The sequence below is a fragment of the Klebsiella sp. Q11 genome, from assembly GCF_964241505.1.
GTDB lineage: Bacteria > Pseudomonadota > Gammaproteobacteria > Enterobacterales > Enterobacteriaceae > Klebsiella > Klebsiella michiganensis.
This window is the reverse complement of record NZ_CAXSXW010000001.1, coordinates 259,335-278,363: the sequence shown is the minus strand read 5'-3', so window position 1 is coordinate 278,363 and position 19,029 is coordinate 259,335. Positions and strand designations below refer to the sequence as shown.

Sequence of the window (19,029 nt, the reverse complement as noted above, 5' to 3'; positions counted from 1 at the left end):
GGCCCCTTAGTGAGCGGTTTCCGCGTGGCTCATGTCCATGCCTTCCATTCCTTCGTGCGCAGCGTGCTCGCCCTCAGGTTGGGTCATATCCATGCTCTTACCGTGAGACATAAATTTGTTAACAACATCTTTAAACAAATCTGGTTTCACGTTAGAGAAGTATTCCACTTTGTTGTATTCGCTAGGCGCAGCCAGTTTGTCGAACGTTTCCATGGAGTCCATGGCGTTCGCAGACTGTTTGGCTTTCGCTACCCACTGATCGAAGGTTGCACGATCCGGCGTGGCGATAGCTTTGAACTTCATTCCTGAGAAGCCCGGGCCGCTATAGCTGGCGGAGATACCGTCGTAAGTACCAGCTTCGTTCGCGATGAGGTGCAGCTGAGTCTGCATCCCGGCCATTGCGTAAATCTGGCTACCTAAACGTGGGATAAAGAACGAGTTCATCACGGAGTTGGAGGTCACTTTGAAGTGTACCGGTACGTTCGCCGGGAAGGCGATTTCGTTGACGGTAGCAATACCTTGTTCCGGATAGATGAAGAACCATTTCCAGTCCATCGAAACGACTTCGATAGTGATAGGTTTTTCATCGTGAGCAAGCGGTTTGCTCGGCTCTAATGCGTGAGTGGTTTTCCAGGTCAGAACGGCCAGGAACAGGATGATCAGGATAGGAACCGTCCAGACCACAGCTTCCACTTTGTTGGAGTGTGACCAGTTCGGGCTATACTTCGCATCTTTATTGCTCGCACGATACTTCCAGGCAAATCCTACTGCCATCAAGACGGCTGGAATAACGACGATCATCATCAGGCCGAAGGCCGTCAGAATCAGAGAGCGTTGCTCCAGTCCAATCTGTCCTTTTGGGTCGAGGAGTGCAGAATCACAACCACTGAGTAATACAGTGCCTGCGATTAATGACATCCATCCCAAACTTTTATTGTATTTCCTAAGTCTCATTGAACGACCTCAATTCCACGGAATCTGGTGGCGCTTAAAGTGTACGGGCATTTTACGGGAAGGTTGCATTACTGTAAACATAGTTGGAGCTGTGTCTGCTCTATGTTAGCGGCTTCTGCTTGCCCTGTCACATATGTTACGGAGTGTGACATTATCGCTTGCAAACCTTGATTTAGGCGGGATTGATAACGAAAGGGATAAGAACGAAAGGCTTTATAAGAGAATGAGCATAACTACCCGCAAAACAACACAAATAATTAACAATTAATTATCAAATAAAAGACATCATAAAAGCGGAAAATAAAACCTGCAGAGCTGAATCGGTTAAATTATTTAAAGATTCGCATGAAAATTGTCAATAATTTCCAGAAATCTAAAACGCACAAAACAACAAATCGGCTACGATGAATATAAAATCGTTAATAAGACGTTATAATTACGTTTAGTAATTACAACGTCCTCGTACGTTTCGGCGCTGATTTAAATCAGCTCGGTTTTACGTAATGCCAGATAGTCAAGGAAGGCGCCGAGTAAAATACCCGCGACGGCGGTGAGTACGGCGATCTCAAGCAGGCCGGCAAGGAAGGAGAAGTTGGTGTAATCCAGCGCGTTGAGCGCCAGCAGCAGCAGCCACACCGCCAGCATCAGGCAGCCAACCGCCAGAATAATTAATGCCAGCCCGTAGGTCTGCGGAAAGCGCGTGCGCGGCATAAAGCTTTCTGAACGCTGGGTGTGTTCCAGCGTACGCCGGCAAATTAACAGCAGCAAAATCCCCGGCACCGCGGCGACGACGGAAAAGAGATAGAAGGTAGGCCAGCCGTGGGCTTCGACAAACCAGCCGGCGATAGGCCCAACGTACACGCGCCCAACGGCAGAGAGCGCTGAGAGCAGGGCAAACTGGGTGGCTGAAAACGATTTATTGCACAGCGTCATCAGCAGCGCGACGAACGCCGCGGTGCCCATCCCGCCGCACAGATTTTCGAAAAACACCGCCGTCGCCATGGAGAAAAGGTGTTTATCGGTAATTGAGAGCAGCCAGTATCCGGCGTTGGATACCCCCTGCAGCAGGCCGAAAATCAGCAGCGCGCGGAACAACGTCAGGCGCTGCATGAGCACGCCGCCGTAAAGCGCGCCGACAATCGTGGCAAACAGGCCGAGCGTTTTATTCACCATTCCCACTTCACCCGCATCGAAACCAACGCCGCGAATCAGAAACGTGGTGGTCAGGCTCATGGCAAACGCGTCGCCAAGCTTATAAAGGACGATCAGCAGGAGAATGAGCCAGGCGTTATTCCGGCCGAAGAAGTCGCGCAGCGGTGCGGCAACGGCCTGCTCCAGCGTCTTCGGCACCGGAATGACGTCGCTGGGTTCCGGCGCCAGCAGCGTGGCGATAATGCAGGGGATCAGCAGCGCGGCCATCAGCCAGTACATCCCTTGCCAACCCAGCCAGCGATCGGCCAGCCAGAGCGCCAGCCCGCCGGAGACCAGCATCCCCAGACGATAGCCCAGCACGCTGATTGCCGCTCCGGTGCCTCGCTCTTCCGCGGCCAGCACGTCAGTTTTCCACGCGTCAAACACGATATCCTGAGAGGCGGAACAAAAGGCGATGACCACCGCCAGCGCCGCCATCCAGCGCAGCTGCGTGGACGGTTCAAGGAAACCCATCGCCGCAATGGCAATAAGGAGCAGAAACTGGGTCGCCAGCAGCCAGCCGCGACGACGGCCGAGAAACGGCGGCGTATAGCGGTCCATCACAGGCGACCAGAGGAACTTAAAGACGTAGGCCTGGCCGACGAGCGAGAAAAAACCGATAGTTTTCAGATCGATGTTTTCAACGGTCATCCACGCCTGCAGCGTGCCGGAGGTGAGGGCGAGCGGTAATCCTGAGGCAAAACCGAGGATCAGCAGGATAGCTGATTTTGGCTGCGTGAAAATGCGTAAGTAATGATTAGACATAGCATGTCGTGCAGACCCGGCGCGAGGCCGGGTCTGCGACTTAAATTAACGCGCGTTTTGCTTGATGAAATCGTGAATGCTGGTGTCCTGCGCCATATCGCTAATGGTATCGGTCATGACGCTATTAACCGCATCGGCGATATTTTTGTTCGAGGCCTGGAAGGCGCCTTCAACAGAGTAGCTGGCACGATAGTTTTTCGTCATCTTATTGCCGTTGGCGGCAGTGGCAACGATCGCAATGTCGGCTTTGGTCGCAATGTTGTAACGCACGTTGCCCTGAGAAACGTCGGCGTACAGTTTATTCACGATGATTTGCAGATCCACGGCGCCGTTCGGGCCAATCATATAGCCACGCGAGGTCATCTGTTTCTCGAGCACTTCCTGCAACAGGAAGCGCAGGTCGCGAGAGGCGGTGAGCGTAACCTGTTGGTTATCGCGGGTGACTTTCGCCAGCGCCTGATCCGGACGCTGATCGGCGCCGTTAATGCTGACGGTCACGCCCATCAGGCTGGGATCCTGCTGCGGCAGGGTGATTTTCGGTGAAACATCAATGGTGGTCGGCGGAGTGGCGCATCCGGCCAGCATAAACAGCGCGACCAAAGGAAAAAGAATTTTCTTAAACATGTTCAGGGTCTCAACGCATGGTGGAGTGGTAATGAGGAAAATTCCCGCCATCATAACATCGCCAACGGCAAGGGGAAGTGGCAACGCATGTAAATTCATCGCCTTGTGCGTTTTCTGTCCTGACTGCATCTCTTATCGCCACGCAGGCAGGGCTTTCAGGACACCGAACCACTAAAGCCGATACTTTTGCATGAAAATATCAGAGGAATGCTAATTTTTTGTTGTTTTCGCCCAATGGAAGCGGTAAAAGCGGCTAACATTTAAAGGGAATGGCGGCAATACAGCGTTGTCGGAGGAGAAAATTCATGATGATACGTGAACAGATCGAAGCAAAACTTAGGGCAGCGTTCGACCCGGTGTATCTTGAAGTCGTGGATGAAAGCTATCGCCACAACGTTCCTGCGGGCTCTGAAAGTCATTTTAAAGTGGTGTTGGTGAGCGATCGCTTCCTTGGCGAGCGTTTTCTTAATCGTCACCGTATGATTTACGGAACGTTGACTGAGGAACTATCAAGCACCGTGCACGCTCTGGCGTTGCATACCTATACAATCAAAGAGTGGGAAGGGCTACAGGATACCGTCTTTGCTTCTCCTCCTTGTCGCGGGGCTGGAAGTATCGCGTAGAAATCGCATTTGCAACCGCTGGAGCTTTTCCAGTATGTTGCGTGAAGATTTATGAGAAAACGGCCTGCGGGCCGTTTTGTTTTGCCTGAAAAATGTGCAATTCACGCATATTTACAGGCAAATTTGCTCGGGAAATGTGAAAAAAGCCGCAGCAGTGGGCGACAACCGTTCTCGACTCACAAAAGTGATGCCGCTATAATGCCGCGTCTTTTATTATGAATGTCTTCGGGATGATTCTGACGACAGGGAATGTGTTTCTGATTTGAAGAGGGCATCCCGGTTCTGCGAAGCAACCTGTTCGCGCTTCCAGAGTTGACCGAGCACTGTGATTTTTTTGAGGTAACAAGATGCAAGTTTCAGTTGAAACCACTCAGGGCCTTGGGCGCCGTGTAACGATTACTATCGCCGCTGACAGCATCGAGAATGCTGTCAAAAGCGAGCTGGTCAACGTAGCGAAAAAAGTTCGCATTGACGGCTTCCGTAAAGGCAAAGTGCCGATGAATGTTGTTGCTCAGCGTTATGGCGCATCTGTTCGCCAGGACGTGCTGGGTGACCTGATGAGCCGTAACTTCGTTGACGCGATCATCAAAGAAAAAATTAATCCGGCCGGCGCGCCGAACTACGTTCCGGGCGAATACAAGCTGGGTGAAGACTTCACCTACGCGGTAGAGTTCGAAGTTTATCCGGAAGTTGAACTGCAGGGTCTGGAAGCGATCGAAGTTGAAAAACCGGTTGTTGAAGTGACCGATGCTGACGTTGACACCATGCTGGATACTCTGCGCAAGCAGCAGGCGAACTGGAAAGACAAAGACGGCGCTGTTGATGCAGAAGATCGCGTTACCGTTGATTTCACCGGTTCCGTTGACGGCGAAGAGTTCGAAGGCGGCAAAGCCTCTGACTTCGTACTGGCGATGGGCCAGGGCCGTATGATCCCGGGCTTTGAAGACGGTATCAAAGGTCACAAGGCTGGCGAAGAGTTCACCATCGACGTGACCTTCCCGGAAGAGTACCACGCTGAAAACCTGAAAGGTAAAGCAGCTAAGTTCGTTATCAACCTGAAGAAAGTTGAAGAACGTGAACTGCCAGAGCTGACTGAAGAGTTCATCAAACGTTTCGGCGTTGAAGATGGTTCCGTAGCCGGGCTGCGCGCTGAAGTGCGTAAAAACATGGAGCGCGAGCTGAAAGGCGCCGTGCGTAACCGCGTTAAATCTCAGGCTATCGAAGGTCTGGTTAAAGCTAACGATATCGACGTTCCGGCTGCGCTGATCGACAGCGAAATCGACGTTCTGCGTCGTCAGGCTGCTCAGCGTTTCGGCGGTAACGAGAAACAGGCTCTGGAGCTGCCGCGTGAGCTGTTCGAAGAGCAGGCTAAACGCCGCGTTGTTGTTGGCCTGCTGCTGGGCGAAGTGATTCGTACCAACGAGCTGAAAGCTGACGAAGATCGCGTTAAAGGCCTGATCGAAGAGATGGCTTCCGCTTACGAAGATCCGAAAGAAGTGGTTGAGTTCTACAGCAAAAACAAAGAGCTGATGGACAACATGCGCAACGTCGCGCTGGAAGAGCAGGCCGTTGAAGCCGTGCTGGCGAAAGCTAAAGTGTCTGAAAAAGCCACTTCCTTCAGCGAACTGATGAACCAGCAGGCGTAATTTCGCCCCAAGGTTTAAGGTTTGAGCAAAAACCCGTTGCCGAAAGGCTGCGGGTTTTTTATTGCAATGATAGCCTTAGGATGAGTGCGAAAAGGCGATTTCAGTGATAGCGTTACGACAAAAGATTGTTATGCTTGAATTATGGCGACGTCATCCCCATAACCGGGAGACGTAACTGCATTGGCATAATCATGCGCCGTAATGAAGCGTGCATCTATGCACTTCTGCCCGACGGCAGAAATTCTGGCTGATAATCCGTCCGTAAGGTTACAATCAGTGCAGCGGTTTTTTTCAAATTAATCCAGGAGACGGAAATGTCATACAGTGGCGAACGAGACAACTTTGCACCCCATATGGCCCTGGTGCCGATGGTCATTGAACAGACCTCACGCGGCGAACGTTCATTTGATATTTACTCCCGTCTGCTCAAGGAGCGCGTCATTTTTCTGACCGGCCAGGTAGAAGACCACATGGCTAACCTGATCGTGGCGCAGATGCTGTTTCTGGAAGCGGAAAACCCGGAAAAAGATATCTATCTGTACATTAACTCTCCGGGCGGGGTGATTACCGCCGGGATGTCTATCTATGACACCATGCAGTTCATCAAGCCTGACGTGAGCACCATTTGTATGGGCCAGGCGGCCTCAATGGGCGCGTTCCTGCTGACCGCCGGGGCGAAAGGCAAGCGTTTCTGCCTGCCGAACTCCCGCGTGATGATTCACCAGCCGCTGGGCGGCTACCAGGGCCAGGCGACGGATATCGAAATCCACGCCCGCGAAATCCTGAAAGTGAAAGGTCGCATGAATGAACTGATGGCGCATCATACGGGTCAATCCCTTGAGCAGATCGAGCGCGATACCGAGCGCGATCGCTTCCTGTCTGCCTCAGAAGCAGTGGAATACGGCCTCGTTGACTCTATTTTGACTCATCGTAATTGATGCCCCAGGCGCAAGGGTGCCGCTATACTTGTTTGAAAGAGGGCGGCACAACGCTTCACAGCGGTTTGCGCCTGAGAATGGCATTTGCGTCGTCGTGTGCGGCACAAAGAACTTAATAAGAGGTTTGGACTCATGACAGATAAACGCAAAGATGGTTCGGGCAAACTGTTGTACTGCTCTTTTTGCGGCAAAAGCCAGCATGAAGTGCGTAAGCTAATCGCCGGGCCATCCGTGTATATCTGCGACGAATGCGTTGATTTATGTAACGACATCATTCGCGAAGAAATTAAAGAAGTCGCGCCGCATCGCGAGCGCAGCGCGCTGCCGACGCCGCACGAAATTCGCCACCATCTGGACGATTACGTTATCGGCCAGGAGCCGGCGAAAAAAGTGCTGGCGGTGGCGGTATACAATCACTACAAACGTCTGCGCAATGGCGACACCAGCAACGGCGTTGAACTGGGCAAAAGTAACATTCTGCTGATCGGGCCGACCGGTTCCGGTAAAACGCTGCTGGCGGAAACGCTCGCGCGCCTGCTGGATGTGCCTTTCACCATGGCGGATGCCACCACCCTGACCGAAGCCGGCTACGTGGGTGAAGACGTTGAGAACATCATCCAGAAGCTGCTGCAGAAGTGCGACTACGACGTACAGAAAGCCCAGCGCGGTATCGTCTACATTGATGAAATCGACAAAATTTCCCGTAAATCGGATAACCCGTCGATCACTCGCGATGTTTCCGGCGAAGGCGTGCAGCAGGCGCTGCTGAAGCTTATTGAAGGTACCGTTGCCGCGGTTCCGCCGCAGGGCGGGCGTAAGCATCCGCAGCAGGAGTTCCTGCAGGTTGATACCTCTAAGATCCTGTTCATCTGCGGCGGCGCCTTTGCCGGTCTGGATAAGGTCATTTCCCACCGTGTTGAAACCGGTTCAGGTATTGGTTTCGGCGCGACGGTCAAGGCGAAGTCTGACAAAGCCAGCGAAGGCGAGCTGCTGTCTCAGGTTGAGCCGGAAGATCTGATCAAGTTTGGCCTGATTCCTGAGTTCATCGGTCGTCTGCCGGTTGTGGCGACCCTGAGCGAGCTGAGCGAAGAAGCGCTGATTCAGATCCTCAAAGAGCCGAAAAACGCCCTGACCAAGCAGTATCAGGCGCTGTTCAGCCTGGAAGGCGCTGAGCTGGAATTCCGCGACGAAGCGCTGGACGCTATCGCTAAGAAAGCGATGGCGCGTAAAACCGGGGCTCGCGGTCTGCGTTCTATCGTTGAAGCCGCGCTGCTTGATACCATGTACGATCTTCCGTCAATGGAAGACGTGGAAAAAGTGGTCATCGACGCTTCGGTTATCGATGGCCAGAGCAAGCCGCTGCTGATTTACGGCAAACCGGAAGCGCAGCAGGCATCTGGTGAATAATTAACCATTTTGCTCAAGCAGTTAACAAAAAGGGGGGATTTTATCTCCCCTTTTATTTTTCCTGCATTCCCGCCGTTGAATGTATGGAATACATCCCCATATACTGGTTTACATATTAACGGCGACGCGTCGTTGAGTTGCGTCGTCGGCTACCTGGCGGACTTTAAACTAAGAGAGAGCTCTATGAATCCTGAGCGTTCTGAACGCATTGAAATCCCCGTATTGCCGTTGCGCGATGTGGTGGTTTATCCGCACATGGTCATACCCCTGTTTGTAGGGCGGGAAAAATCTATCCGTTGCCTCGAAGCAGCCATGGATCATGATAAAAAAATCATGCTGGTTGCGCAGAAAGAAGCCTCGACGGATGAGCCGGGTGTAAACGATCTTTTCACCGTCGGGACCGTGGCGTCTATTTTGCAAATGCTGAAGCTACCGGACGGTACTGTCAAAGTGCTGGTCGAAGGTTTGCAGCGCGCGCGCATCTCTGCGCTGTCTGATAATGGCGAGCATTTTTCGGCGAAGGCTGAATATCTTGAATCGCCGGCCATTGACGAACGCGAGCAGGAAGTGCTGGTTCGTACGGCCATCAGCCAGTTTGAAGGCTACATCAAGCTGAACAAGAAAATCCCACCGGAAGTGCTGACGTCGCTGAATAGCATTGACGATCCGGCGCGCCTGGCGGATACCATCGCTGCGCATATGCCGCTGAAGCTGGCGGACAAACAGTCCGTGCTGGAGATGTCCGACGTTAACGAACGTCTGGAATATCTGATGGCGATGATGGAGTCGGAAATCGATCTGCTGCAGGTTGAGAAGCGCATTCGCAACCGCGTGAAAAAACAGATGGAGAAATCTCAGCGCGAGTACTATCTGAATGAGCAAATGAAAGCCATTCAAAAAGAGCTCGGCGAGATGGACGACGCCCCGGACGAGAACGAAGCGCTGAAGCGTAAGATCGACGCGGCGAAAATGCCGAAAGAGGCAAAAGAGAAAACCGAAGCGGAACTGCAGAAGCTGAAAATGATGTCCCCGATGTCGGCGGAAGCGACCGTCGTTCGCGGCTACATCGACTGGATGGTGCAGGTACCGTGGAACGCCCGCAGCAAGGTCAAAAAAGACCTGCGTCAGGCTCAGGAGATCCTCGACACCGACCACTACGGCCTCGAGCGCGTGAAGGATCGTATTCTTGAGTACCTCGCGGTGCAGAGCCGTGTTAACAAGCTCAAAGGGCCGATCCTGTGCCTGGTTGGGCCTCCGGGGGTCGGTAAAACCTCTCTCGGCCAGTCCATCGCCAAAGCCACCGGACGTAAGTACGTGCGTATGGCGCTGGGCGGCGTGCGCGATGAAGCGGAAATCCGCGGTCACCGTCGTACCTATATTGGCTCAATGCCGGGCAAACTGATCCAGAAAATGGCCAAAGTGGGCGTTAAAAACCCGCTGTTCTTACTGGATGAGATCGACAAGATGTCTTCGGACATGCGCGGCGATCCGGCCTCGGCGCTGCTGGAGGTGTTGGATCCGGAACAGAACGTGGCCTTTAACGATCACTATCTGGAAGTGGATTACGATCTCAGCGACGTGATGTTTGTCGCGACCTCCAACTCCATGAACATTCCGGCGCCGCTGCTGGATCGTATGGAAGTGATCCGTCTCTCCGGCTACACCGAAGATGAGAAGCTGAACATCGCCAAACGCCACCTGCTGTCAAAACAGATTGAGCGTAACGCGCTCAAAAAAGGCGAGCTGACGGTGGATGACAGCGCAATTATCGGCATTATCCGCTACTACACGCGTGAAGCGGGCGTGCGTGGTCTGGAGCGCGAAATCTCGAAACTGTGCCGTAAGGCGGTAAAACAGCTGCTGCTGGATAAATCGCTGAAGCACATCGAGATTAACGGCGACAACCTGCATGACTTCCTTGGCGTGCAGCGCTATGACTATGGCCGGGCGGATAGCGAAAACCGCTTGGGTCAGGTGACGGGTCTGGCATGGACGGAAGTGGGCGGCGATCTGCTGACCATTGAAACCGCCTGCGTTCCGGGTAAAGGTAAGCTGACCTATACCGGTTCACTGGGTGAGGTGATGCAGGAGTCCATCCAGGCTGCGCTGACCGTGGTGCGTTCGCGTGCGGATAAGCTGGGTATCAACTCAGACTTTTACGAAAAACGCGATATTCACGTGCACGTACCGGAAGGCGCTACGCCGAAAGATGGCCCAAGCGCAGGTATCGCGATGTGTACCGCGCTGGTTTCCTGTCTGACGGGCAATCCGGTGCGCGCCGATGTGGCGATGACCGGGGAAATTACCCTCCGTGGCCAGGTGTTGCCAATCGGTGGTCTGAAGGAAAAACTGCTGGCCGCGCACCGCGGCGGCATTAAGACTGTTCTGATTCCTGATGAAAACAAACGTGACCTTGAAGAAATTCCAGATAACGTTATCGCCGATTTAGATATCCATCCGGTGAAACGAATCGAGGAAGTTCTGGCACTTGCACTGCAGAACGAGCCGTTTGGTATGGAAGTCGTCACGGCAAAATAGTGATTTCGCGCAAATTGCGCTAAGAAAAATAGGGCTGGTAAGTAAATTCGTACTTGCCAGCCTTTTTTTGTGTAGCTAACTTAGATCGCTGGCAGGGGGGTCAATTACAACTCTGTTGTAAGGGCATGACAGTCCTGATATAACTGCTGCGCGGTCGCGCCACGAAGGATTCTGGTGCGATATAAATTATAAAGAGAGGAAGAGAACAGTGAATAAATCTCAACTGATTGACAAAATTGCTGCCGGTGCGGACATTTCTAAAGCCGCAGCTGGACGTGCGTTAGATGCTTTAATCGCTTCTGTTACTGAATCTCTGCAGGCTGGGGATGACGTTGCGCTGGTAGGGTTTGGTACTTTTGCTGTTAAAGAGCGCGCTGCCCGTACCGGTCGCAATCCGCAAACAGGCAAAGAAATCACCATTGCTGCTGCTAAAGTACCGGGTTTCCGTGCAGGTAAAGCGCTGAAAGACGCGGTAAACTGATCGACTTCCCCACTGGGGTCTGTGACGAAGTACAAGGGCGCATCGTAAGATGTGCCTTTTTTATTTGCCAGAATGAGACTTAATGTGACTTTATACGCACTTGTGGGCTGACAATCACCCCGTTTTCTTGTCAAAATACGTCCTCACGCGCGGCGGCCATCACATGCTATGCTGCGCGAGCTAAAGTCATCTACAGCGGAGCGTTGTTACACCATGATGGACAACCTACGCACGGCCGCCAACAGCGTCGTGCTCAAGATTATTTTCGGTATCATTATCGTCTCGTTCATTTTGACCGGGGTGAGTGGTTACCTGATTGGCGGTGGTAACAACTATGCCGCAAAAGTTAATGACCAGGAGATTGGTCGCGCACAGTTTGAAAATGCCGTTGCCAGCGAGCGTAATCGCATGCAGCAGCAGCTTGGCGACCAGTTCTCAGAACTGGCGGCCAATGAAAATTACATGAAGACCATGCGTCAGCAGGTGCTGAACCGTCTGATTGACGAGGCGCTGCTCGATCAGTATGCCCGTGAGCTGGGTCTCAACATCAGCGACGACCAGGTGAAGCAGGCTATCTTCCAGACCCAGGCTTTCCAGGCGGATGGCAAATTTGATAACGAGCGCTTCAGCCGTATTGTTAATCAGATGGGGATGACGACGGATCAGTACGCGCAGGCGCTTCGTAATCAGCTGACGACTCAGCAGCTGATCAACGCCGTAGCCGGTACCGACTTTATGCTGCCGGGCGAATCCGACCAGCTGGCGGCGCTGGTTTCTCAACAGCGCGTCGTCCGTGAAGCCACTCTCGACGTGAACGCGCTGGCGGCGAAGCAAACCGCAACCGACGATGAAATCAACGCGTTCTACCAGCAGAACCAGGCGCGTTTTATGGCGCCTGAGCAGTTCCGCGTCAGCTACATCAAGCTGGACGCTGCCAGCATGCAGGAAAACGTCTCTGACGAAGAAATTCAGTCATGGTACGACCAGCATCAGGATCAGTTCACTCAGCCGCAGCGTAACCGCTACAGCATCATCCAGACCAAAACCGAAGCGGATGCGCAGGCGGTGCTTGATGAGCTGAAGAAAGGCGCTGACTTCGCCACGCTGGCCAAAGAAAAATCAACCGATATTATCTCTGCCCGCAGCGGCGGTGATATGGGGTGGCTGGAAGATGCGGCGACCGTGCCAGAGCTGAAAGAGGCCGGTCTGAAAGAAAAAGGCCAGCTTTCTGGCGTAATTAAATCCTCTGTTGGGTTCCTGGTTGCCCGTCTGGACGATGTTCAGGCAGCACAGGTTAAACCGCTGGCTGAGGTTCGCGACGATATTGCGGCGAAAGTGAAGCAGGAAAAAGCCCTGGATGCGTACTATGCCCTGCAGCAGAAAGTGAGCGACGCGGCGAGCAACGATAACGAGTCGCTGGCGGGCGCAGCCCAGGTTGCCGGTCTTAAAGTGGTTGAAACCGGCTGGTTTGGCCGCGACAGCCTGCCGCAAGAGCTGAATTTCAAGCCGGTCTCTGAAGCTATCTTCAACGGCGGCCTCGTGGGCGAAAACGGCACGCCGGGCAGCAACTCCGATATCATCACCGTCGACGGCGATCGTGCGTTTGTTCTGCGCATCAGCGAGCATAAACCGGAAGCGGTGAAACCGCTGGCGGATGTAAAAGCGCAGGTGAGCGATATTGTTAAGCACACGAAAGCGGAACAGCAGGCGAAGCTGGATGCCGACAAGCTGCTGACGGCCCTGAAAGAGGGCAAAGGCGATGAAGCGATGAAAGCCGCAGGCCTGAGCTTTGGTGCGCCGCAGACGCTGTCACGCACCGGTCAGGAAGCGCTGAGCCAGTCCGTCTTTGCACTTCCGCTGCCGCAGGCAGGTAAGCCAAGCTACGGCGTGGGCTCCGATCTGCAGGGCAACGTGGTGCTGCTGGCGCTGGACGAAGTGAAAGCGGGTACGATGCCGGAAGAGCAGAAAAAAGCGATGATTCAGGGGATCACCCAGAATAACGCCCAGATCGCTTTCGAAGCGCTGATGAGCAACCTGCGTAAAGCGGCGAAAATTAAGCTCGGCGACATTATCGATCAGCAACAATAATTACGTGCTGCTTCGCAAAAGCAAGTAACGTGATGTCATTCTCAAAGGCCGCTTTCGCGGCCTTTTCCATTTCTGCATTTTGCCTTTTGTACTCTTTTCCCTTCGTCGCTATCGTGACCTTGCTGTCTACAAACAAGGAGATAACAGCATGAAACGAGGAATGAAAACGCTTATTGCCGCCGTACTGGTTTGCGCGGCGGGGAGTCAGATAGCGCAGGCGGCGCCTTCTGCCGGCAAAGCGTCGGCGCCGGTAAAGGAAAGCGTGCAGTCGCCGCAGGCAAAAGCGCCGGATGCGTTAAATGCGCCGGATAGTGAAGGCACCAGGGTGAGTATCAATAACGCCAGCGCGGAAGAGCTGGCTAAGGCGCTGAATGGCGTCGGCCTGAAGAAAGCGCAGGCTATAGTGAGCTATCGCGAAGAGTACGGGCCATTTAAAACCGTTGACGATCTTAAGCAGGTGCCCGGAATGGGCAACTCGCTGGTAGAGAGAAATCTGTCACATCTGAAGCTGTAAATTTTCAGCGAAAGTTTGCACAGTCGTCATTATTTGCCAGACTGAAGAGGTCATGCCAGTGGTGTGACCTCTGACCTCAAAACAACAATTAAAGATAAGGCATTTGCGCTATGCAGACACAAATCAAAGTTCGCGGCTATCATCTGGATGTCTATCAGCACGTTAACAATGCGCGTTATCTGGAGTTTCTCGAAGAAGCGCGTTGGGATGGCCTGGAAAGCAGCCCGGCCTTCCACTGGATGACCGCTCGCAACATCGCCTTTGTGGTGGTCAATATCAATATCAACTACCGCCGACCGGCGGTACTGGGCGATGTGTTAACCGTCACCAGCAAGCTCGAACAGCTGAACGGAAAAAGCGGGACGCTAAGCCAGGTGGTCACCCTCAATCCTAACGGCGAAGTAGTCGCCGATGCGCTTATCACTTTTGTCTGTATCGATCTAAAAACGCAGAAAGCGCTGCCGCTTGAGGGCGAACTGCGGGAGAAGCTGGAGCAGCTTGAGCCTAGCTAACAGGCCAGCCGGAGGAGGATGTCCCGGAGGCGGTGCTGCGCACCTGTCCGGGCTACGTTTCCTCAGCTGTCTGCGATCCGGTAGCGCGGGCAGGCGCACAGAAAGTGGCAGAACTTCCCCGAAGGCGCTGCTGCGTATCTGACCGGGATATGCATCGTGAGCCGCCTGCGATCCCGCCACGCCGCCGGGAAGTAACTGGTTACTGGAGCCCGGTTTTCTGCTTCATCACCGTCATCACCCCAACCTTATCGCCCAGATACTGGCTCAGCCCGTTGGCGCGGAGGTTACAGGCGGCGCACTGCCCGCAGCCGTCGCCTTTAATACCGTTATAGCAGGTGAGGGTTTCATGGCGCACCAGGTCGAGCTGGCCCCAGTAATCGGCCAGGGCCCACGTTTCGGCTTTATTAAGCCACATTAGCGGCGTCTCAAAGCGAATATCTTTCGCCATACCGAGGCTGACGGCATGGTGCAGCGCTTTCACGAACTCGTCGCGGCAGTCCGGGTAGCCCGAAAAGTCGGTCTCGCAAACGCCGGTGATAATGGCTTCCGCCTTCACCTGATACGCGTAAATGGCCGTCAGGGTTAAAAACAGAATGTTGCGCCCGGGTACGAAGGTATTCGGAATGCCGCTGGCGTCCGGTTCATAATCCGGAACCGGAATGCTATCGCGGGTCAGGCTGCTGACCGCCAGTTCGTTAAGCAGGGTGACATCAAGGACTTTATGGGCCACGGCCCCCAGCTTTAGCGCCAGTTCGCGAGCAACGTCAATCTCCGCGCGATGACGTTGGCCATAATCAAAAGTGACGCAATGCACTTCATCATACTGTTGCAGAGCCTGCACCAGGCAGGTCGTCGAATCTTGTCCTCCGCTGAAGACAACTACGGCGCGTTTCATGGTAATTCCTGACAATCGAAGTGAGGCGCATATGGTAGCGCCTGATGAACGTGACCACCAGCCCCGTCACGGCGCAGAGGCCGGTAGCCAGGCGCTGGCGAAATCAAACCAGCCGCGCGCGTTTAGCCGTAGTCCGTTGACCCCCGGCGGCGCGCTGATGCGATAATTATAATTGAACAGCGGCGTCATGATGGCATCGTCCATCAGGCTGTTAAAGACGTTGCGCAACGCTTCGCTACGGCTGCATTCGTCCGGTAAGGCCTGAACGGCATCCAGCGTCGCCTGGAGATGCGCATATTGCGCCCCGGTCAGCAAATTAGGCCACAGCACGTCGCAGCGTAGCCACTGCTCCAGCGCATAGACCGGCGCTTCGCCAATCAGGCGGTCGCCCATCATCAGGTCCGCCTGTGCAAACTGCTGGCAGCCATCCCAGTTTTTCGCATCATGGAAAATAATCGTCAGCTCACAGCCCAGTTCCGCCAGCCGTTGACGAAGCCGATCCGCCATAGCGTGTAGCTCTACGGGGAGGTGATAGAGCAGCGTAAGCCGTTCGGGCAGAGGGGTACTATGATTTTCAGGCCACTGCGGAATAGACCAACCCGGCAATACTTCGTTGCTGGGCGCGATCAGATCCTCATCCAGCGGCAGGGTTTCTAACAGGGTGGAGCGATGAATCAGCGAGACCAGCCTTTGCGCCTGCGCTTTGTTAAGACGAGGGCTCTGGCGCAGCGTCAGATAGCAAAAGCCGAGGCTAATACTGTTGCTGACCTGACGTAGCCTGGTCAGCTCGTCAGGATCGCCAATGGTTATCTGTACCGGATGACGACAGCTGGTGCCCAGATCCTGCTCGAACAGCTGCGGCGTGATCCAGTACTCCACGGCCTGCAGCAGCGGGTGAGTGAGATGATAGCGCTGATGGTTTTCCAGCCGCACCAGGTCCGGAGTAAATCGCTTCAGGCGAAACGGTCCGCTGCCGATCGCCGGATCGTCAGGATGCGCCAGCACGCTGCAGTAGCTGGCAAGGCGGAACGGCAGCCAGTAATCGGCGCGATGCAGGGTGATAGTCAGACACTGGGAGTGGGTGACGCTAATCTCGCTGATACTGGCGAACAGCGTGCGCAGCGCGGGCAGCTGCAGCAGCATCAGGAGCCGCTGCTGCAGCTGTGAGGTTTTAATCGGATCGCCGTTGTGCCAGAACAGGGTAGAACGAATATAAAAGTGCCAGCGCAGGCCGTCAGGCGACACCTCCCAGTGATGGGCTAAATCGCCTATCGGACAGGTACTCTGCGCATCAAATCGGGTCAGACCGGAAAATATCTCCCCGGCCAGGTGCTGCTCCGCGCGTCCCGGCATAAAACCCGGGCGCAGCGGCTCCAGCGGACGGTAGTAAGGAATACGCAGGGTCGGCGTATTGTTCTGCCATTGGCCGCCGAGAAAGGGGGAAAGCAGCGCTTTAAGCTCCACCGGCGCCAGCTGGGCCAGTTCGAGGGCATTTTGCTGCTGCCCTTTATTCAGCGCCTGCTCCATCATCTCATTGCGCAGCGCTTCCGGCGCTTTATAAAACTGGAGTAGCCCGCGCTTTCCGCGACCGGAGCTGGCCTGCCAGCTTAGCCAGCCGGACTCTTGCGCCTGGCGCAGCAGGGTTCGAATGTGGCGTTCGCTGCAAAAGCAGCGTTCGGCCAGCTCGCCGACGGTTACCTGCTGCGGCTCTCCGGCGGAGGGCTGCCAGAGTCGCTGGTACTGATGCAGACGGTTTAATAGCCTCATCGCTGTGTAATCCTGCGTAGATTGGTAAACCCGGAACAATAAAATTTATCTATTCACTATTACTTCCGTATATCTCAGGCAATACTGCAACACAAGCAAAATCCACCACGATTTGGGGAGCAGAAGATGGCAAGACTGGCTGCATTCGATATGGACGGTACGCTACTGATGCCGGACCATCGTCTGGGAGAAAAAACGCTTTCGACGCTCAAACGTCTGCGCGATCGCGACATCACCCTGACTTTCGCCACCGGTCGTCATGCTCTGGAAATGCGCCACGTTATCGGCGAGTTCTCTCTGGATGCGTTTTTAATCACCGGCAACGGGACGCGCATTCACTCTCTGGAAGGTGAAGAGCTGTATCGCCGCGATCTGGCTCCCGATGTGGCGGAAGAGGTGCTGCACAGCGCCTGGGAAACCACGGCCAGTATGCATTTCTTTAACGACGGCGGCTGGTACACCGGGCAGGCGATCCCGGAATTACTGAAGGCGCACGTCTTTAGCGGTTTTCGTTATCAGCTGTACGATCCAAAGCGAATGCCGGCGCATCAGGTCACTAAAATCTGCTTCTGCGGCGATCATGACGATTTGCGGCGGCTAAGGCTTCAACTGAGTGAAGCGCTGGGCGGCCGAGCGGATCTCTGTTTTTCGGCGATGGATTGCCTTGAAGTGTTGCCTGGCGGCTGTAACAAAGGCGCGGCGCTGGCGGTATTAAGCCAGCATCTGGGGCTGACCATGCAGGATTGCATGGCGTTCGGTGACGCCATGAACGACCTGGAAATGCTCGGCAGCGTCGGGCGCGGCGTGATTATGGGCAATGCGATGAATCAGCTGAAAGCGGAACTCCCACATCTACCGGTTATTGGCGACTGCCGTCATCAGGCCGTCTCCCACTTTTTGACTCATTGGCTGGATAATCCCGATCTTCCTTATTCCCCCGAATAAAGAGACCCTGCCAGCAAGCCAGATATCCTGTGATATCTGGCTTCTTTTATTTTGCCTGCAGCATGTCGGCGATTTGTGCCTGCCATGGGGAGATATCGCCAATATTGGCCGCTACCCACTGCGGGTTGTAGTAGGTTTCCAGATAACGTTCACCGCTGTCGCACAGCAGCGTGACGAGAGAGCCGGTGCGCCCCTCTTCGCGCATCCGCACGACCAGCTGCAGTACGCCCCACATGTTGGTGCCGGTGGAGGCGCCGACCTTACGTCCGAGCAGCGTTTCGAGCCATAGCGCGGTGGCGACGCTGGCGGCATCCGGTACCCGCAGCATCTCATCGACCACGTCGGGAATAAACGACGGTTCGACGCGCGGGCGGCCGATGCCCTCAATTTTACTGCCGACCGGGCTGCGCAGGCTGGCGTCGCGGCTCTGCCAGTAGTCCATAAACACCGAGTTTTGTGGGTCAACCACCAGCAGCTGCGTATCGTAGCCCTGACAACGAATGTAGCGTCCGATGGTGGCAGAGGTGCCCCCGGTGCCCGCGCTCATCACGATATACGACGGCTGCGGATGCGGCTCGTGGTTCATCTGACGGAAGATACTGTCGGCGATATTATTGTTTCCCCGCCAGTCGGTCGCCCGTTCGGCATAGGTAAACTGATCCATATAATGGCCGTTCAGCTCGCGGGCCAGGGTTTCGGAGGCGGCATAGATTTCGCAGGCGCTATCGACGAAGTGGCAGCGGCCTCCGTAGAACTCAATTTGTTCAATTTTACGTTTTGCCGTACAGGAAGGCATCACGGCGATAAACGGCAGACCTAAGAGACGGGCGAAGTAGGCTTCAGAGACGGCGGTCGAACCGGAAGAAGATTCGATAATCGTTGTCCCTTCTTTAATCCAGCCGTTGCACAGACCATAGAGAAACAGCGAGCGGGCCAGGCGGTGCTTCAGGCTACCGGTTGGATGGGTGCTTTCATCCTTCAGGTAGAGCTGGATCCCCGGGAACCCCGGAAGCGCCAGACGAATAAGGTGCGTGTCGGCGGAACGCTGATAATCGGCATTAATTTCACTAATCGCGTGTTTAACCCAGGCGCTGTTCATCTTAAATTCCTGTTTGTCATTTTGTGCCCAGCTTAGCGGAAA

At 54.4% G+C, this 19,029-nt stretch carries 16 protein-coding genes; 10 read left to right on the top strand and 6 right to left on the bottom strand.

Annotation, left to right across the window (positions count from 1 at the left end):
* Window positions 1–6 precede the first annotated feature (6 nt).
* From cyoA to ACESQ2_RS01240, 3 genes are all read right to left on the bottom strand, one after another.
* A complete protein-coding gene (gene cyoA / locus ACESQ2_RS01250) occupies window positions 7–954 on the bottom strand; it encodes a cytochrome o ubiquinol oxidase subunit II (RefSeq protein ID WP_004848249.1) in 948 nt (315 codons plus the stop codon).
* 480 nt (window positions 955–1,434) lie between these two features.
* Window positions 1,435–2,910: a muropeptide MFS transporter AmpG gene (ampG, locus tag ACESQ2_RS01245; protein WP_046876992.1), complete on the bottom strand. Its 1,476-nt coding sequence runs from the start codon at window positions 2,908–2,910 to the stop codon at window positions 1,435–1,437.
* Between the two features lie 45 nt (window positions 2,911–2,955).
* Window positions 2,956–3,534, bottom strand: coding sequence for a lipoprotein (locus ACESQ2_RS01240; protein WP_004848253.1), 579 nt, complete (start codon window positions 3,532–3,534; stop codon window positions 2,956–2,958).
* A 305-nt stretch (window positions 3,535–3,839) separates the two neighbouring features.
* On the opposite strand from ACESQ2_RS01240, the gene bolA reads away from it, so the two are divergent.
* The 9 genes from bolA to ACESQ2_RS01195 all read left to right on the top strand — a co-directional run bounded on the left by bolA (window position 3,840) and on the right by ACESQ2_RS01195 (window position 14,281).
* Entirely contained in the window at window positions 3,840–4,157 is a 318-nt protein-coding gene (gene bolA, locus ACESQ2_RS01235; RefSeq protein ID WP_004133447.1) for a transcriptional regulator BolA, read from the top strand.
* A gap of 347 nt (window positions 4,158–4,504) precedes the next feature.
* Window positions 4,505–5,803: a trigger factor gene (tig, locus tag ACESQ2_RS01230; protein ID WP_004848255.1), complete on the top strand. Its 1,299-nt coding sequence runs from the start codon at window positions 4,505–4,507 to the stop codon at window positions 5,801–5,803.
* A 314-nt stretch (window positions 5,804–6,117) separates the two neighbouring features.
* Entirely contained in the window at window positions 6,118–6,741 is a 624-nt protein-coding gene (gene clpP, locus ACESQ2_RS01225) for an ATP-dependent Clp endopeptidase proteolytic subunit ClpP (RefSeq protein WP_003021624.1), read from the top strand.
* A 132-nt stretch (window positions 6,742–6,873) separates the two neighbouring features.
* Window positions 6,874–8,148 (top strand): ATP-dependent protease ATP-binding subunit ClpX, encoded by a 1,275-nt coding sequence (gene clpX / locus ACESQ2_RS01220; protein ID WP_004099538.1) that lies wholly within the window; start codon window positions 6,874–6,876, stop codon window positions 8,146–8,148.
* Window positions 8,149–8,331: 183 nt separating this feature from the next.
* Window positions 8,332–10,686 carry an endopeptidase La gene (gene lon / locus ACESQ2_RS01215; RefSeq protein ID WP_373170105.1) on the top strand — a complete coding sequence of 785 codons (2,355 nt, stop codon included), beginning with the start codon at window positions 8,332–8,334 and terminating at the stop codon, window positions 10,684–10,686.
* A 208-nt stretch (window positions 10,687–10,894) separates the two neighbouring features.
* Window positions 10,895–11,167, top strand: coding sequence for a nucleoid-associated protein HU-beta (gene hupB / locus ACESQ2_RS01210; RefSeq protein WP_002444653.1), 273 nt, complete (start codon window positions 10,895–10,897; stop codon window positions 11,165–11,167).
* 213 nt (window positions 11,168–11,380) lie between these two features.
* Complete coding sequence (ppiD, locus tag ACESQ2_RS01205) at window positions 11,381–13,255, top strand: peptidylprolyl isomerase (protein WP_004848261.1); 1,875 nt, start codon at window positions 11,381–11,383, stop codon at window positions 13,253–13,255.
* A gap of 148 nt (window positions 13,256–13,403) precedes the next feature.
* The gene (locus ACESQ2_RS01200; protein ID WP_004848263.1) at window positions 13,404–13,769 is read left to right on the top strand and encodes a helix-hairpin-helix domain-containing protein; all 366 of its coding nucleotides are present in this window, start codon (window positions 13,404–13,406) and stop codon (window positions 13,767–13,769) included.
* Between the two features lie 110 nt (window positions 13,770–13,879).
* Entirely contained in the window at window positions 13,880–14,281 is a 402-nt protein-coding gene (locus ACESQ2_RS01195; protein ID WP_046876990.1) for a YbgC/FadM family acyl-CoA thioesterase, read from the top strand.
* A 199-nt stretch (window positions 14,282–14,480) separates the two neighbouring features.
* Here the strand turns inward: ACESQ2_RS01195 and queC are convergent, their stop codons facing one another.
* Together queC and ACESQ2_RS01185 are read right to left on the bottom strand one after the other, a co-directional pair.
* Window positions 14,481–15,176: a 7-cyano-7-deazaguanine synthase QueC gene (queC, locus tag ACESQ2_RS01190; protein ID WP_014228183.1), complete on the bottom strand. Its 696-nt coding sequence runs from the start codon at window positions 15,174–15,176 to the stop codon at window positions 14,481–14,483.
* Between the two features lie 66 nt (window positions 15,177–15,242).
* Window positions 15,243–16,943, bottom strand: a complete 1,701-nt coding sequence (locus ACESQ2_RS01185) for an SgrR family transcriptional regulator (protein ID WP_046876989.1) — start codon at window positions 16,941–16,943, stop codon at window positions 15,243–15,245.
* A 126-nt stretch (window positions 16,944–17,069) separates the two neighbouring features.
* On the opposite strand from ACESQ2_RS01185, the gene cof reads away from it, so the two are divergent.
* Complete coding sequence (gene cof / locus ACESQ2_RS01180) at window positions 17,070–17,888, top strand: HMP-PP phosphatase (protein WP_014228185.1); 819 nt, start codon at window positions 17,070–17,072, stop codon at window positions 17,886–17,888.
* Between the two features lie 46 nt (window positions 17,889–17,934).
* Here cof and ACESQ2_RS01175 read toward each other — a convergent pair whose 3' ends face one another.
* Window positions 17,935–18,987, bottom strand: coding sequence for a PLP-dependent cysteine synthase family protein (locus ACESQ2_RS01175; RefSeq protein ID WP_046876988.1), 1,053 nt, complete (start codon window positions 18,985–18,987; stop codon window positions 17,935–17,937).
* Between the last annotated feature and the right edge of the window lie 42 nt (window positions 18,988–19,029).

Coding starts and splice junctions, on each gene's coding strand:
- cof (WP_014228185.1), top strand. CDS start 17,070: ATGGCAAGACTGGCTGCATTCGATATGGACGGTACGCTACTGATGCCG.
- ACESQ2_RS01175 (WP_046876988.1), bottom strand. CDS start 18,987: ATGAACAGCGCCTGGGTTAAACACGCGATTAGTGAAATTAATGCCGAT.
- ACESQ2_RS01195 (WP_046876990.1), top strand. CDS start 13,880: ATGCAGACACAAATCAAAGTTCGCGGCTATCATCTGGATGTCTATCAG.
- clpX (WP_004099538.1), top strand. CDS start 6,874: ATGACAGATAAACGCAAAGATGGTTCGGGCAAACTGTTGTACTGCTCT.
- bolA (WP_004133447.1), top strand. CDS start 3,840: ATGATGATACGTGAACAGATCGAAGCAAAACTTAGGGCAGCGTTCGAC.
- cyoA (WP_004848249.1), bottom strand. CDS start 954: ATGAGACTTAGGAAATACAATAAAAGTTTGGGATGGATGTCATTAATC.
- lon (WP_373170105.1), top strand. CDS start 8,332: ATGAATCCTGAGCGTTCTGAACGCATTGAAATCCCCGTATTGCCGTTG.
- ACESQ2_RS01240 (WP_004848253.1), bottom strand. CDS start 3,534: ATGTTTAAGAAAATTCTTTTTCCTTTGGTCGCGCTGTTTATGCTGGCC.
- queC (WP_014228183.1), bottom strand. CDS start 15,176: ATGAAACGCGCCGTAGTTGTCTTCAGCGGAGGACAAGATTCGACGACC.
- tig (WP_004848255.1), top strand. CDS start 4,505: ATGCAAGTTTCAGTTGAAACCACTCAGGGCCTTGGGCGCCGTGTAACG.
- ACESQ2_RS01200 (WP_004848263.1), top strand. CDS start 13,404: ATGAAACGAGGAATGAAAACGCTTATTGCCGCCGTACTGGTTTGCGCG.
- clpP (WP_003021624.1), top strand. CDS start 6,118: ATGTCATACAGTGGCGAACGAGACAACTTTGCACCCCATATGGCCCTG.
- ACESQ2_RS01185 (WP_046876989.1), bottom strand. CDS start 16,943: ATGAGGCTATTAAACCGTCTGCATCAGTACCAGCGACTCTGGCAGCCC.
- ppiD (WP_004848261.1), top strand. CDS start 11,381: ATGATGGACAACCTACGCACGGCCGCCAACAGCGTCGTGCTCAAGATT.
- ampG (WP_046876992.1), bottom strand. CDS start 2,910: ATGTCTAATCATTACTTACGCATTTTCACGCAGCCAAAATCAGCTATC.